15 protein-coding genes are annotated in these 15715 nt (G+C 38.6%); 14 read left to right on the forward strand and 1 reads right to left on the reverse strand.

Annotation, left to right across the window (positions count from 1 at the left end):
• Positions 1-73: 73 nt before the first annotated feature.
• From adhP to NST80_RS04535, 3 genes are all read left to right on the forward strand, one after another.
• Positions 74-1093: an alcohol dehydrogenase AdhP gene (gene adhP, locus NST80_RS04525; protein WP_004182428.1), complete on the forward strand. Its 1020-nt coding sequence runs from the start codon at positions 74-76 to the stop codon at positions 1091-1093.
• 283 nt (positions 1094-1376) lie between these two features.
• Positions 1377-1961: a GNAT family protein gene (locus NST80_RS04530; RefSeq protein WP_049553745.1), complete on the forward strand. Its 585-nt coding sequence runs from the start codon at positions 1377-1379 to the stop codon at positions 1959-1961.
• A gap of 104 nt (positions 1962-2065) precedes the next feature.
• Positions 2066-3052: an IS30 family transposase gene (locus tag NST80_RS04535; protein ID WP_013990693.1), complete on the forward strand. Its 987-nt coding sequence runs from the start codon at positions 2066-2068 to the stop codon at positions 3050-3052.
• Positions 3053-3337: 285 nt separating this feature from the next.
• On the opposite strand, the gene guaA is transcribed toward NST80_RS04535, so the two are convergent.
• Positions 3338-4900 (reverse strand): glutamine-hydrolyzing GMP synthase, encoded by a 1563-nt coding sequence (guaA, locus tag NST80_RS04540; RefSeq protein ID WP_002883901.1) that lies wholly within the window; start codon positions 4898-4900, stop codon positions 3338-3340.
• A 164-nt stretch (positions 4901-5064) separates the two neighbouring features.
• Between guaA and NST80_RS04545 the strand changes: the two genes are divergently transcribed.
• The 11 genes from NST80_RS04545 (at position 5065) to topA (ending at position 15603) form a co-directional block, all read left to right on the forward strand.
• A complete protein-coding gene (locus NST80_RS04545; protein WP_004182430.1) occupies positions 5065-5763 on the forward strand; it encodes a UTRA domain-containing protein in 699 nt (232 codons plus the stop codon).
• A 65-nt stretch (positions 5764-5828) separates the two neighbouring features.
• Positions 5829-6161 (forward strand): putative DNA-binding protein, encoded by a 333-nt coding sequence (locus tag NST80_RS04550; protein ID WP_002883908.1) that lies wholly within the window; start codon positions 5829-5831, stop codon positions 6159-6161.
• 32 nt (positions 6162-6193) lie between these two features.
• Positions 6194-7756, forward strand: coding sequence for a signal recognition particle protein (gene ffh, locus NST80_RS04555; RefSeq protein WP_022496665.1), 1563 nt, complete (start codon positions 6194-6196; stop codon positions 7754-7756).
• Positions 7757-7868: 112 nt separating this feature from the next.
• A complete protein-coding gene (locus tag NST80_RS04560) occupies positions 7869-8396 on the forward strand; it encodes an ECF transporter S component (protein ID WP_002883896.1) in 528 nt (175 codons plus the stop codon).
• 22 nt (positions 8397-8418) lie between these two features.
• Positions 8419-8934: a transcription repressor NadR gene (locus tag NST80_RS04565; protein WP_004182431.1), complete on the forward strand. Its 516-nt coding sequence runs from the start codon at positions 8419-8421 to the stop codon at positions 8932-8934.
• A 94-nt stretch (positions 8935-9028) separates the two neighbouring features.
• Positions 9029-9718 (forward strand): XRE family transcriptional regulator, encoded by a 690-nt coding sequence (locus NST80_RS04570; RefSeq protein ID WP_002883906.1) that lies wholly within the window; start codon positions 9029-9031, stop codon positions 9716-9718.
• Positions 9719-9846: 128 nt separating this feature from the next.
• Entirely contained in the window at positions 9847-10701 is an 855-nt protein-coding gene (ylqF, locus tag NST80_RS04575; protein WP_073686981.1) for a ribosome biogenesis GTPase YlqF, read from the forward strand.
• Positions 10688-11458, forward strand: a complete 771-nt coding sequence (locus NST80_RS04580; protein WP_004182433.1) for a ribonuclease HII — start codon at positions 10688-10690, stop codon at positions 11456-11458. The genes ylqF and NST80_RS04580 overlap by 14 nt, the downstream gene beginning before the upstream one ends.
• Before the next feature lie 6 nt (positions 11459-11464).
• Positions 11465-12385, forward strand: a complete 921-nt coding sequence (locus NST80_RS04585; protein ID WP_004182434.1) for an ROK family protein — start codon at positions 11465-11467, stop codon at positions 12383-12385.
• 66 nt (positions 12386-12451) lie between these two features.
• Positions 12452-13291, forward strand: a complete 840-nt coding sequence (gene dprA / locus NST80_RS04590) for a DNA-processing protein DprA (RefSeq protein ID WP_004182435.1) — start codon at positions 12452-12454, stop codon at positions 13289-13291.
• Between the two features lie 167 nt (positions 13292-13458).
• Positions 13459-15603, forward strand: a complete 2145-nt coding sequence (gene topA, locus NST80_RS04595) for a type I DNA topoisomerase (protein WP_004182436.1) — start codon at positions 13459-13461, stop codon at positions 15601-15603.
• Positions 15604-15715 lie beyond the last annotated feature (112 nt).

Raw genomic sequence — 15715 nt, forward strand, 5'->3', positions numbered from 1 at the left:
ATGTAAGCGTTGATATCATCTCTGTAAGTGCTATAACGAAGGTGTTAAAAGTTATCATATGGAGGTAATTAAGATGAGAGCAGTTGTTGTTAATCAAGCAAGTACAGGTGTTGAAGTTGTTAATCATGAAAAACCAGCAGTAGTTGGTCATGGTCAAGCTTTGGTTAAAGTTGAGTACTGTGGCGTTTGCCATACTGACCTTCATGTAGCTCATGGAGACTTTGGCCAAGTTCCAGGTCGTATCTTAGGACACGAAGGAATTGGTATTGTTGAAGAAGTTGGCGAAGGTGTTGAGACACTAAAAAAAGGTGACCGCGTATCAATCGCTTGGTTCTTCGAAGGATGTGGTCATTGTGAATATTGTACAACTGGTCGTGAAACACTCTGTCGTTCTGTAAAAAATGCTGGTTATAGTGTTGATGGTGGTATGAGTGACTATGCTTTGGTTACTGCTGACTACGCTGTGAAAGTTCCAGAAGGACTTAATCCAGCTCAAGCTTCATCTATTACTTGTGTGGGAGTTACAACATATAAGGCTATTAAAGAAGCTAAAGTTGAACCTGGTCAATGGGTAGCTATTTATGGTGCTGGAGGACTAGGTAACTTGGCTATTCAATATGCTAAGAAGGTTTTCAATGCACGAGTAGTGGCTGTTGATATCAACCAAGATAAACTTGATTTGGCTAAAGAATCTGGTGCTGATTTAGTGGTGAACGGTAAAGAAGTTGAAGATGTAGCAGGCTATATCCAAGAAAAAACTGGTGGTACACATAGTGCTGTTGTAACAGCGGTTTCTAAGGTTGCTTTCGACCAGGCTATCGATAGTGTACGTGCTGGTGGAACAGTCGTTGCGGTTGGTCTCCCATCTGAATATATGGAGCTCTCAATTGTCAAAACAGTTCTAGATGGTATCCGTGTTGTTGGATCTCTTGTAGGTACACGTAAAGACTTAGAAGAAGCCTTCGACTTTGGTGCACAAGGCTTGGTAGTACCGGTTGTTGAAACTGTTCCTGTTGATACAGCGGTAGAAGTCTTTGATCAAATGGAAAGAGGTGAAATTCAAGGACGTAAAGTATTGGATTTCACTAAGTAAGCAAACATCTATCTATGCTATTTTGACTATGTGAAGAGTCGAGTGGTGTAAACTTGAACTGATACTAGAAAGTTAGACAAATAATTTAAGTGAAGGATTTAGTTCTCTACTATATAGGACTAGGTCCTTTTAGTTTTACCTTAATTCGTTTGTTGTTGTAATATGTACTGTCCTCAAAAAGATAGACAAAATTTTAGTCATTTGAAAAGTAGTAAAAAAGTTATATAATGATTTCGTAAATAAAGAGTTAAAGAATATTATCATTTATAACAAGGAGTATGAAATGGATTCTACCAACTTGGACTCGGAACTATTCATAGAGTTTAAATCACGTGGGAAACGATGCCAACTTTTATATATATCCGATAGCCATAGTGAAGGGTTATATGAGATTGTTTCTACTGAACGAGAACGTCTTGCTATGTGGCTTCCTTGGGTGGATGAAATGAAAAGTGTTAAAAATGAAAAAGCTTTTATAAAGTATGCACGAGAAAAAATGGAGCGCAATGAGTTATTTATGTTAACAATTTGCGTCAATCAGAAACCAGTAGGGATGATAGATATACATAATATTGATTTACAAAAATATCAAGCTGAAATTGGATATTGGATATCAGAAAAATATGAAAATCAAGGTTTTGTAAAGCAGGGATTAAAAGAATTAATAAAAATCATTCCATCCAAATTTAAAATTGATAAGCTTTTGATTTATATAGATGTTGAGAATGTTAAAAGTAAGTTTATACCAATCAGTTTAGGTTTTAAAAAGGAAAGCGAAATTTCCCAATTCGAGTTCTATAATGGATCCTACCATGATTTTGAAATTTATGGGCTAAATGTGAATGAAGGAAATATAGCAAATGATTAAAGTGAATTTTTTTACCTTGAATATACAATATAAGTGCACAATAAAAACTCATAAGATTTTCTAGTAAAATAGAATTGAACGAACTAGTTACGAAAGGAAATCTTATGAGCTACCATCATTTTACCATAGACGAGCGTGAAAGTATTCTCATTTACCGTACGCAAGGCCTAAATTTTTCTCAAATTGCTAAGTTACTTCATCGTCATCCATCTAGTATTAGTCGTGAGTGGAAGCGCCATACAAAATCAGGAGCTTATTCTCCAAATCATGCACAGGAATCGTACCATAATGCCAAATCACACTGTGGGCGGAAACGGATGCTTGAAATAGATCACAATTTAAGCAATACCATCAAACATCTATTTCTCGATTACCAATGGTCTCCTGAAGAAATAGAAGGTCGGTTGCGCTTAGAGTATGGGAAAACTGTTGTTAGTTATCAAACAATCTATAGAGCCATTTATCGAGGACATTTTGAGGATAACTCATTATCTCATGGTGCTCGTGGTGTCATTCGTAAACTTCGTCATCGTGGGAAAACACGTCATACAAAAGGTCATGTTGAAAATAGAGGGAAAATATCCATTTCTCATACAATTCACGAAAGACCAGAAGAGGCTAATAATCGAACTAGAATAGGAGATTGGGAAGCCGATACTGTTGCAGGTAAAACTGGAAAAGCTTGTTTAGTGACTCTAACAGACCGTTATTCTCGTTTTCTAAAAATCAAAAAGGTAGCTGTTAAGAAAAGCAAGTTGGTAATAGAAGCTATGGTAAAACTGTTAGAACCCTTGACGAAGTATACAGTAACTCCTGATAGAGGGAAAGAATTCACGTATCATCAGAAATTGAGTGATCAATTGAACATTGAAGTCTATTTTCCTGACCCTCATGCTCCATGGCAACGAGGAACCAATGAGAACACGAATGGATTACTTAGAGAATATTTTCCAAAGGGTAGTGATCTAACATTGGTTGATGATCAGACTATTCAGCTATGGGAGAACAAACTTAATAATAGGCCACGAAAATGTCTTAACTGGAAAACACCTTATGAAGTATTCTATGGGGAAAGTATGCACTTAATTTGACAATTCAAGACAAATAAATAACTATCAGAGAGTTTTGATTTTACCCCATTATCTAGGTATGATGTAAGAGTTAGTATTGAACATCAGAAAAGCAAAAATTTTTCTGACCCCATAACATTGCTTATTGATTTATTTTTGTAATTAAGATATAAAAAATCCCCACCAGAAAGAAATTCTGGTGGGGTATTTGGTGGGGAACCAAATATAATTAATTATATTTTAGCGTTTTAAAACAATTCAAAATGCTGTTAAATCAATCAAGTCACTTTAAATTAGGTTTATATTTTATTCCCACTCTACAGTTGCAGGTGGTTTACTTGTAATATCGTAGACGATACGGTTAACGTGGTCAACTTCGTTAACGATACGTACAGAAATCTTTTGAAGAACTTCCCATGGAAGTTTCGCAAAGTCAGCTGTCATACCGTCAATTGAAGTGATAGCACGGATAGCGATTGTGTAGTCATAAGTACGGCCATCACCCATAACACCGACAGAGCGAACGCCTGTGTTAACAGTGAAGTATTGCCATACATCACGATCAAGACCAGCTTTGGCAATTTCTTCGCGAAGGATAGCATCAGACTCACGAACAGTTTCAAGTTTCTCTTCAGTGATTTCACCCATAACACGGATGGCAAGTCCTGGCCCTGGGAAAGGTTGACGCCAAACGACTTCATCAGGCATTCCCATCTCAGTACCAAGGGCACGAACTTCATCTTTAAAGAGGGTGTTGAGTGGTTCAATCAATTCAAACTGCATGTCTTCTGGAAGACCACCAACGTTGTGGTGAGATTTGATTGTTTGGGCTGTCTCAGTACCTGATTCAATAATATCAGTGTAGAGTGTTCCTTGAGCTAGGAAGTCTACACCTTTAAGTTTGCTTGCTTCGTCATCAAAGACGTAAACAAACTCGTTACCGATGATTTTACGTTTTTTCTCAGGATCATCAACACCAGCCAAGAGGTCTAGGAAGCGTTTAGAAGCATCAACACGGATAATGTTAAGGCCAAATTTACCTCCAAGCATCTCCATAACTTGGTCACCTTCACCTTTACGGAGAAGACCGTGGTCAACGAAGATACATGTCAATTGATCTCCAATAGCTTTTTGCAAAAGGACACCAACAACAGATGAATCAACCCCACCTGAGAGTCCAAGAAGGACTTTACGGTCACCAACTGTTTCACGGATTTGTGCAATTTGCATATCTACGAAGTTAGCCATTGACCAGTCACCTTTGGCACCACAGATACCAAAAGCAAAGTTTTTCAAGATATCGTTACCATATACAGAGTGACGAACTTCTGGGTGGAATTGGATACCGTAGAAGTTTTTCTCAGTATTTTCCATTGCGGCGAATGGGCAATCTACTGAGTCACCAACAAGATGGAAACCTTCTGGAATTTCTGTAACAGCATCACCGTGGCTCATAAGAACGACTTGTTCTTCAGGAGTCCCTGCAAAGAGTTCTGATTGGGCACGAAGGCGAAGTGTTGATTGGCCATACTCACGGTTACCAGCTTCACCAGCAGGAACAACTTTACCACCAAGTTTGTGGGTCAACAGTTGCATTCCGTAACAGATACCAAGAATTGGAATACCAAGTTCAAAAATTTCTTCGTCAATACCAAAGGCATCTTCGGCATAAACAGAGTTAGGACCACCTGAAAGTACGATACCGATAGGATCGATGGCACGAACTTCATCAGCGGTAATTTTATGGCTTTTCAATTCAGAGAAAACGCCAAATTCACGAATACGACGTGCAATCAGCTGATTGTATTGGCTACCATAGTCTAGAACAATGATTTTCTGCACATCATTCAAAGTAGAAATGTCAGTCATTATTACCCTTTCTTTTTACGTCACACATGGACTCTTATGCAATCATTGTATCACAATTTTAAGGACTTAGCACCTAGATTTATACGATAAACTGTAAGTCTTGTCGTCACCTTTACAATTCTATTAGTTTTTTTGTAAAATAGGGGTAAAGAAGGGGGTATTAGATGCTACCAGCATATATTCGCATACATGATAAGATTAAGGCAGATGTTGATGACGGCACTTGGAAAATAGGGCAACGTCTCCCTAGCGAGCGGGATCTTTGCAACACTTTTGATGTGAGCCGTATGACTGTGCGTCAGGCCATAACACTTTTAGTAGACGAGGGTATTTTAGAGCGTAAACCAGGCAGTGGTACTTTTGTGGCTAGCAGTCGAGTTAAGGAAAAGATGCGTGGAACCACGAGTTTCACAGAGATTGTAAAATCCCAAGGCAAGAAACCATCTAGTGAGCTTATTTCATATAAGCGTGTACATCCCAATGAATTTGAAATCAAAAATTTAGGTGTCTTACCACAGTCCTATGTGATTCGTATGGAACGTGTTCGTTTTGCGGACGATCTTCCAGTTGCCTATGAGATTGCCAGTATCCCTGAGAAAATTATCCGAGGTTTTAAGGAGTCAGAAATTACGGAACATTTCTTCAAGACACTGACCGATAATGGCTATGAAATAGGGAAAAGTCAGCAGACCATATCAGCTAGTTTGGCCAATAGTAGTTTAGCCAAGCACCTCAAGGTTAAGACTGGTGATGCTCTCTTGAGTCTGACACAAATTTCCTTCCTTCAAGACGGTCAGGCTTTCGAATATGTACGAAGTTACTATGTTGGTGACCGTTTTGAATTTTATTTGGAGAATAACTAAAAGTCACTGTTTTTTTCTGCACAAGAATCGTGCTAACACCATGATTTTATGGTAAAATGGAGCTTATGGAAATTGAAAAAACCAATCGCATGAATGCCCTTTTTGAGTTCTATGCTGCACTTTTGACAGATAAGCAAATGAACTATATTGAGCTATATTATGCGGATGATTACAGTTTGGCAGAAATTGCCGAGGAATTTGGTGTGAGTCGTCAGGCAGTATATGATAACATCAAGCGTACTGAGAAGATTTTAGAGGCTTACGAGATGAAATTACATATGTATTCAGATTACATCGTTCGTAGCCAAATTTTTGATGATATCATGGAAAAATATCCAGACGATAGCTATCTTCAGGAACAAATTGCTGTGCTCAGCAGCATTGATAATAGAGATTAGATTCAAGCAGAAAGTAAGAGAGGAAATGATATATGGCTTTTGAAAGCTTAACGGAACGCTTGCAAGGCGTTTTCAAAAATTTAAGACGTAAAGGAAAACTTTCAGAGAAAGAAGTTCAAGAAGTCACTAAAGAGATTCGTTTGGCACTTCTTGAAGCAGACGTAGCGCTACCAGTCGTTAAGACATTTATTAAACGTGTTCGTGAACGTGCTGTAGGTCACGAAATCATTGATACTCTTGATGCTTCACAACAAATTATCAAGATTGTTAATGAAGAATTGACAGAGATTCTTGGGTCTGAAACATCTGAAATTGAAAAATCTCCAAAGATTCCAACAATCATTATGATGGTTGGTCTCCAAGGGGCTGGTAAGACAACCTTTGCTGGTAAATTGGCTAATAAGTTAATCAAGGAACAAGAAGCCCGTCCAATGATGATTGCGGCGGACATCTATCGTCCAGCAGCTATTGATCAATTGAAAACTTTGGGGCAACAAATCAATGTTCCTGTTTTTGATATGGGAACAGAGACACCAGCAGTTGAGATTGTCAAAAATGGTTTGGAACAAGCGCGTGCCAATAAGAATGACTATGTCTTGATTGATACGGCTGGTCGTTTGCAGATTGACGAGACTCTCATGCAAGAATTGCATGATATTAAGGAGTTTGCTCATCCAAACGAAATTCTCTTGGTTGTGGATAGCATGATTGGTCAGGAAGCTGCTAACGTTGCCAAGGAGTTCAACGAACAGCTAGATATCACTGGTGTTGTTCTTACAAAAATTGATGGGGACACACGTGGTGGTGCGGCACTTTCTATTCGTGAGATTACCGGCAAGCCAATCAAATTTACGGGTACTGGTGAGAAAATTACGGATATCGAGACTTTCCACCCAGACCGTATGTCAAGTCGTATTTTGGGTATGGGTGACCTTCTTACCCTTATCGAAAAAGCTTCTCAAGAGTACGATGAGAAAAAATCTCTTGAGTTGGCTGAAAAGATGCGTGAAAACACTTTTGACTTCAATGACTTCATTGACCAATTAGACCAGGTACAAAATATGGGTCCAATGGAGGATTTGCTCAAGATGTTGCCAGGTATGGCTAACAATCCAGCCTTGGCTAATGTTAAAGTAGATGAGAAACAGATTGCGCGCAAACGTGCCATCGTATCATCTATGACACCTGAAGAACGTGAAAATCCAGATCTTTTGACACCAAGTCGTCGTCGCCGTATTGCCAATGGTTCAGGGAATACCTTCATCGAAGTAAATAAGTTTATTAAAGACTTCAACCAAGCCAAACAAATGATGCAAGGTGTTATGTCTGGTGATATGGAGCAAATGATGCGTCAAATGGGTCTTAACCCAAATAATCTGCCAAAAAACATGCCAAATATGCCGGATATGGGTAATATGGACATGTCTGCTCTTGAAGGAATGATGGGTGGCGCTGGTATGCCAGATCTTGGAAATATGGATCTTAGCCAAATGCTTGGTGGTGGCCTTAAAGGTAAGGTTGGTTCATTTGCCATGAAACATGCGATGAAGCGTCAAGCTAATAAGATGAAAAAAGCTAAGAAAAAACGTAAATAAGAAACATAAAACGCTAGGGCATTTTGCTCTAGTGTTTTTTTCTGAAAAACATTGACTTATATAACTATACACTGTAATATACTAATGTATATACAATAAAAAGGAGTAGATTATGAAACCTAAAAAGAGAATTCAAGAAATGACCTTTGCAGCTTTATTAACTGCAATTGCTATCCTTATCCCAAGTATCATGCCAATTAAACTGATCATCCCACCGGCTTCGTATACTTTGGGGAGTCATGTTCCAATATTTCTAGCTATGTTTATATCTCCCTGGGTAACTGCTTTTGTTATCTTAGCTTCTAGTTTGGGATACTTTATGGCTGGCTATCCGATTGTTGTTGTTTTTAGAGCCTTTTCTCATATTATATTTGGCTTTTTAGGCGCACTCTATTTGAAAAAATTTCCACAAACGATAGAAAACCATAAATCATCATTACTTTTCAACTTTGTTTTAGGTCTTATCCATGCCATAGGTGAAGTTCTTGCTTGCGTGATTTTTTATTCCGTAACAGGAGAGGATTTCCAAAAACTGTTCTATGTTCTCTTTGTTTTGGTTGGTTTTGGCACTATTGTCCATAGTATGATAGACTATGTAATAGCATTAACGATTTTCAAAAGTATTCGAAAAATACGCTAATTGAAAGAGGGATGGTTGGTCTATGGCTTCAAATCGAAAACAAGAATTATTGGCACTCTTAAAGGGAGCTAAAGAGGCAATGAATGGACAGAGTTTGGCGGAGCATTTTGGTGTGACACGTCAAATCATTGTTCAAGATATTGCACTCTTGCGTGCAGATGGTGCCCAGATTATTTCAACTAATAGGGGATATATCTATAAAAGTAGCGATGACAATTCTTATGTACATCGACTATTTAAGGTGAATCATAAAGTGTCCGATATGGAGGATGAGCTTTTGGCTATTGTTGATAATGGAGGCCGTATTCAAAATATCATGATAGATCATCCAGTTTATGGAGAAATTCAGACTTTGTTGAAATTGACTTGTCGTCGAGATGTTAGTCACTTTTTAGACCAAGCCTCGTCAAATGACTTTCGCCCCTTATCTGATTTGACAAACGGTGTTCATTATCATCTTGTCGAAGCAGATAGTGAGCAAGATATAGATTATATTGAAGAGGCACTTAACCATCTAGGATTTTTAGTTAAAGAATGAGATAAAAGAGAAATGTAAAAGTAGTTAGTTTCACTTGAAAACAACTGCTTTTTTTGATAAACTTATGTTAGTTTATTAACTTACGGAGGTAGCCATGTTTTCAGGACAAAGACTTAAGGAAATTCGAGAAGCACAAGGAATGAGCCAAGCATCAGTAGCTAAGCATCTAGGAATTTCACGCTCCTCTTATTTTAATTGGGAAAATGGTAAGACGAAACCTAATCAAAAGAACCTTTCGGTTTTGGCCGAACTTTTTGGTGTAGCTGAGACCTATTTTCTGTCTGAACATGAGATTGTAGAAGTCTACTTGGAATTAAATGAGGAAAATCGCCAAGAAGCTTTGCGACTCACTAAGGCTCTCTTAGAAGAGCAAGAAGCAGAAAAGCAAAAAGCACCTGTTATTCCGCTTTACTCATACAAAGTTTTCGAGCGTTTATCAGCCGGAACTGGTTACACTTACTTTGGTGATGGCAATTATGATGAAGTTTTCTATGATGAAGAATTGGATCATGATTTTGCGTCATGGGTTTTTGGAGACTCTATGGAACCTACCTACCTAAATGGTGAAGTAGTGCTAATCAAACAAACAGGTTTTGATTATGATGGAGCTGTTTATGCTGTAGACTGGGATGGGCAAACCTATATTAAAAAAGTTTATCGAGAGGAAGATGGGCTACGTTTAGTTTCTCTCAATAAACGTTATGGTGATAAGTTCGCACCCTATGACGAAGATCCCCGAATCATCGGTAAAATTGTCGGTAACTTTATGCCTGTTGAGGCTTAGTCAACTTTTATCGATTGGGCATCTTAAACTAAATCTGATATAATATAAGTAAAGTAAAGCCAAGTCTTTGGCTTTTTTTAAAGAGTTTAAATCATATTTTACTAAGAAAATAAAGAGGAGAGATAAACATGGCTACTATTCAATGGTTCCCTGGTCACATGTCCAAAGCCCGTCGACAAGTTCAGGAAAATCTTAAGCATGTTGATTTTGTAACAATTTTAGTGGATGCACGTTTGCCACTGTCAAGTCAAAATCCCATGCTAACTAAAATTGTTGGCGATAAACCAAAGCTTTTAATTCTCAATAAGGCTGACCTTGCTGATAGTAATCGTACAAAAGAGTGGCGTAGCTATTTTGAGAATCAAGGAATTAAAACCTTGGCCATCAATTCCAAGGAACAATCTACAGTTAAATTGGTGACAGATGCTGCTAAGAGTCTTATGGCTGACAAGATTCAACGACTTCGTGAACGTGGTATTCAGAAAGAGACCTTGCGAACCATGATTATTGGGATTCCAAATGCTGGGAAATCTACCTTGATGAATCGTTTGGCTGGTAAAAAAATTGCCGTTGTAGGAAATAAACCTGGTGTGACAAAAGGTCAACAGTGGTTGAAGTCAAATAAGGATTTGGAAATTCTGGATACTCCGGGGATTTTGTGGCCTAAGTTTGAAGATGAATTGGTCGGTTTGAAACTTGCTTTGACCGGTGCCATCAAGGACCAGCTCTTGCCAATGGATGAAGTTACAATTTTTGGCCTTAACTATTTTAAAACTTACTATCCTGAACGTTTAGAGGAACGCTTTAAAGGGATTGACCTTGAAGAAGAGGCACCAGAAATCATTATGGAAATGACTCGAAAACTTGGCTTCCGTGAAGATTATGACCGTTTCTATAATCTATTTGTCAAAGAAGTTCGTGATGGAAAACTAGGTCGTTACACACTTGATATTGTTGGGGTCGATACTGATGGCGACAATTAAAGAAGTCAAGGAGCAATTGGCTACTTTGACAGACCTTGACGATCACCGATGGACAAGTTTTGAGGAAGATAGTCGATCTGGTGTACAGACTGCCATTAAGCAACGCCGTAAAGCTATCCTAGCTGATATTGCTGAGGAAGAACGCTTAGAGATGATGCTCAGTTATGAAAAATCGCTTTATGCTCAGGGAGTTGAACTCATTGCAGGTGTTGATGAAGTTGGACGTGGCCCTTTGGCTGGGCCAGTAGTAGCTGCAGCGGTGATTTTACCAAAGCTTTGCAAAATAAAAGGTCTTAATGATAGTAAAAAAATACCAAAATCAAAACATGAAGCTATTTATAAGCAGGTCATGAAGGAAGCGGTAGCCGTCGGGATTGGTATAAAGGACAATCATGTGATTGACGATGTCAATATTTATGAAGCAACCAAGCTTGCTATGACTGAAGCTATTGAAAAACTTAGTCCCAAACCAGAACATTTGTTAATTGATGCCATGACTTTGGACCTACCAATAGGACAAACATCAATTATAAAAGGGGATGCTAATTCTTTATCAATTGCGGCAGCTTCTATCGTAGCAAAGGTAACCCGTGATAAGATGATGGCTGACTATGATCAGGAGTTTCCTGGTTACGCATTTGCCAAAAATGCAGGCTATGGTACTAAGGATCATTTGACTGGCATAGATAACTTTGGTGTTACTCCAATTCATAGAAGAAGCTTTGAACCCATAAAGTCAATAATAAAAAGTAGGTGAAGTGGCGTGATTTTAGCTATCGATATTGGAGGAACCTTTATCAAGTTTGGGTTAGTTGATGATGATTTTAAGATTAGCAATCAATCTAAAGTGTCAACGCCAACAACGTTAGACGGCTTTTGGTTGACTTTAGAGCATATTGTCTCGTCTCACAAGGATATCATTTCTGGGATTGCCATTGCGTGCCCTGGCGAAATCAATAGTAAACGTGGCTTCATTTTCAAGGGCGGTCTTATCCCTTATTTAACGGCTATTCCTCTTGGGTCACGATTGACTAAAACATTTCAACTACCTGTAAAGGTTATCAATGATGCAGACGCAGCAGCCTTGGCTGAAGCCAGATATGGAAGTCTACAAGACTTAGATTGTGGGGCAGCCTTGGTTTTAGGTACTGGTGTTGGTTTAGGACTTGTCTCACAGGAGGACTTGTTATCATCTCTGTCAGTCACCCAATATCTGAGAGTTCCAAGTCCCCAAAGTATGAGTCAAACCTCTCTACCTTTCCAGTGGGAATTGTTTATGCATGGCTTAGTAAGCCTTGTCGATAATAAGGGGTCTGCAGTAGGCTTTGTTCATGAAGCCAGTCAATTACTTGGGTTAAATCAAGACGATGGTCCAGCCGTATTCTCAGCTATAGAGGGAAATCAGTCGGAAGATCTAAATCTTTTATTTAAAGACTATTGTCATGAAATTGCTGTTCTTGTGCTAAATTTGCAGAGCTTCTTTAGGTTGGAGAAAGTTGTTATCGGTGGTGGTATCAGTAGGCAAGGTACTTTAATAGAAGGAATAAGTGATGCCTATGAGGAGTTATTTAAGGATAAGACTGAATTAGGTTTTGAGCCCATAACTATTCGAGCCTGTCATTTCCATAACGATAGTAACCTACTAGGAGCCACGTCTTATTTTGCTTCTGAAAATGATTTGTAATCACGGAAAGTTCCATAATGGAGCTTTTTTCTTTTCTGTTACGAATAATGAAAAGGAGGTATCTATATGAATAATTTTGAACTTTTTAAACTTAAAGCCGCTGGGTTGACGAATTTAAATATCTTAAATATTTTGGACTATCAAAAGACTCAAGATAGAAAATTGAGTTTACGTGATATGGCAGTGGTATCCAAGTCTAAAAATGCCGTTCTTTTTATGGAAAAGTATAAGAGTTTAGATATTAAGCAACTCAAAGAACAATTCGACCATTTTCCTACGTTATCGATTTTTGATAAAGAATATCCCATTGAGCTGAAGTATACCTATAATCCTCCTGTCCTCCTTTATTATCAGGGGAATCTTGATTTACTGAGTAAACCAAAGCTAGCTGTTGTTGGGGCAAGAAAGTGTTCTGAAACAGGCAAACAGTCTGTCCGTAAAATTGTTAGTGAACTTGGGAATCACTTTACTATTGTGAGTGGATTGGCGTGTGGGATTGATACTTGTGCGCATATGGAGGCCTTGAAAAATAAGGGGAACACGATTGCAGTTATCGGGACAGGACTTGATGTTTATTATCCTAAAGAAAATAAAGCTTTGCAGGACTATATGGCAAAAAATCATTTAGTTCTTACAGAATATGGACCAGGTGAACAGCCTCTCAAGTACCACTTTCCTGAACGCAATCGGATTATTTCTGGATTGTGTCAAGGAGTTATGGTTGTAGAAGCTAAGCTTCGCTCAGGAAGTCTGATTACTTGTGAGCGTGCCATGGAAGAAGGTAGAGATGTTTTTGCTATTCCAGGAAATATTTTAGATGGAAAGTCAGATGGATGCCATCACCTAATTCAGGAGGGTGCAAAGTGCATTACGACAGGGTTTGACATCCTTTCAGAGTTTTCTTGAAAATCAAACTTCTCCTATAGAGATAAAGTTTTTTATTGACAGTTAATGAAAAGGACGGTATCATGTTAGTTGCTCGGTCCAAGATGTTTCATTTTTTAATGTCTTGTGACCAGATTTTAGACAGATTAGTGGCGCAGCCAGTTTATAACATTATAAGGAAATAGTCTATGGCGACAGCAACGACAACAAAAACGAAAACTAAAACAACAAAGAAAACGACAGCCAAAAAGGCGACTAAAAAGAGAGCGACACCAAAGAAAAATTTGGTCATCGTGGAGTCTCCTGCTAAAGCGAAAACGATTGAGAAGTATCTTGGCCGCAACTATAAAGTTGTAGCCTCTGTTGGGCATATTCGTGATTTGAAAAAATCAAGTATGTCTATTGATTTTGAAAACAACTACGAACCTCAGTACATTAATATTCGTGGTAAGGGACCTCTTATCAATGAATTGAAGAAAGAAGCTAAAAAAGCCAAGCAAGTCTTTCTCGCAAGTGACCCGGACCGTGAAGGGGAAGCCATTTCATGGCATTTGTCACATATTCTTGGATTAGAGCCAGATGATAAGAATCGTGTCGTTTTTAACGAAATCACTAAAGATGCAGTAAAAAATGCCTTTGTAGAGCCACGCGCCATTGACATGGACTTGGTAGATGCTCAGCAAGCTCGTCGTGTCTTGGACCGTATTGTGGGTTACTCTATTTCACCGCTTCTATGGAAGAAGGTTAAGAAAGGTCTTTCTGCAGGTCGTGTACAATCAGTAGCGCTTAAGCTTATTATTGACCGTGAAAATGAAATTAAGGCCTTTAAACCAGAAGAATACTGGACTATTGATGGTGCCTTTAAGAAGGGTGCTAAGAAGTTTCAGGCTAGCTTCTATGGCTTAGATGGTAAAAAGCTTAAGCTCAACAATAATGAGGATGTTCAAGCCGTTCTCTCTCGTATCACAAGTGATGACTTTAACGTAGATAAAGTAGAGAAAAAAGAACGCCGTCGTAATGCGCCATTGCCATATACAACTTCATCTCTCCAACAGGATGCTGCTAATAAGATTAACTTCCGAACACGTAAGACCATGATGGTTGCTCAACAGTTGTATGAAGGAATTAATTTGGGTTCAGGAGCTCAAGGTTTGATTACCTATATGCGTACGGACTCTACACGTATCAGTCCAGTGGCACAAAACCAGGCTGCTGAATTTATTACAGAACGCTTTGGTTCTAAGTATTCAAAACATGGCAGCAAGGTGAAAAATAGTTCGGGAGCACAAGACGCCCATGAGGCTATTCGTCCGTCAAATGTTTTCCAAACACCAGAAAGCATCGCTAAGTATTTGGATAAGGATCAGCTTAAGCTCTATACTCTTATCTGGAATCGTTTTGTAGCGAGTCAAATGACAGCTGCAGTATTTGATACGATGAAGGTGACCTTGTCTCAAAACGGAGTCATTTTCACTGCAAATGGTAGCCAAATCAAGTTCGATGGTTATATGGCCGTTTACAACGATTCTGATAAGAACAAAATGCTTCCTGATATGGCAGAAGGTGATACGGTTAAGAAGGTTGTGACAACGCCTGAACAACACTTCACGCAACCACCTGCCCGCTATTCTGAAGCGACTCTGATTAAGACGCTGGAAGAAAATGGTGTTGGTCGTCCGTCAACTTATGCACCGACACTTGATGTTATTCAACGTCGTTACTATGTTAAATTAGTAGCTAAACGTTTTGAACCAACAGAACTTGGTGAAATCGTTAATAGCTTAATCGTCGAATTCTTCCCTGACATCGTGGATGTTAAATTCACTGCCGAGATGGAAGGAAAACTCGATAAAGTTGAAATCGGTAAAGAGCAGTGGCAAAAGGTTATTGATGAGTTCTTCAAACCTTTCCAAAAAGAATTGGAAAAAGCTGAAGAAGGTATTGAAAAAATCCAAATCAAGGATGAGCCAGCTGGTTTTGATTGTGACCTCTGTGGTCACCCAATGGTCATCAAACTTGGTCGATATGGTAAGTTTTATGCATGTAGTAACTTCCCAGATTGTCACAATACTAAAGCCATAACCAAAGAAATTGGCGTTACTTGTCCAACCTGTGGTAAAGGTCAGGTCATCGAACGTAAGACAAAACGAAATCGTGTCTTCTATGGTTGTGATCGCTATCCTGACTGTGAATTTACATCGTGGGATATCCCTGTTGGACGTAACTGTCCTAAATCAGGCGATTATCTTGTCGAGAAGAAAGTCCGTGGTGGCGGCAAGCAAGTTATCTGTAGTAACGAAGAGTGTGACTACAAAGAATCTATTGTTAAATAAAAAGAAAGCTATCTCAAGTTAAGTCCTGAGATAGTTTTTTTGTATTTTATCAAAAAACTGATACTTTCCTTAAATTTGTTTTTTATACTAAGGATGGAAAGAAAGGAGATTA

Source organism: Streptococcus sp. FSL K6-1323 (assembly GCF_038630745.1).
In the GTDB taxonomy this organism is placed as follows: Bacteria; Bacillota; Bacilli; order Lactobacillales; family Streptococcaceae; genus Streptococcus; species Streptococcus salivarius_D.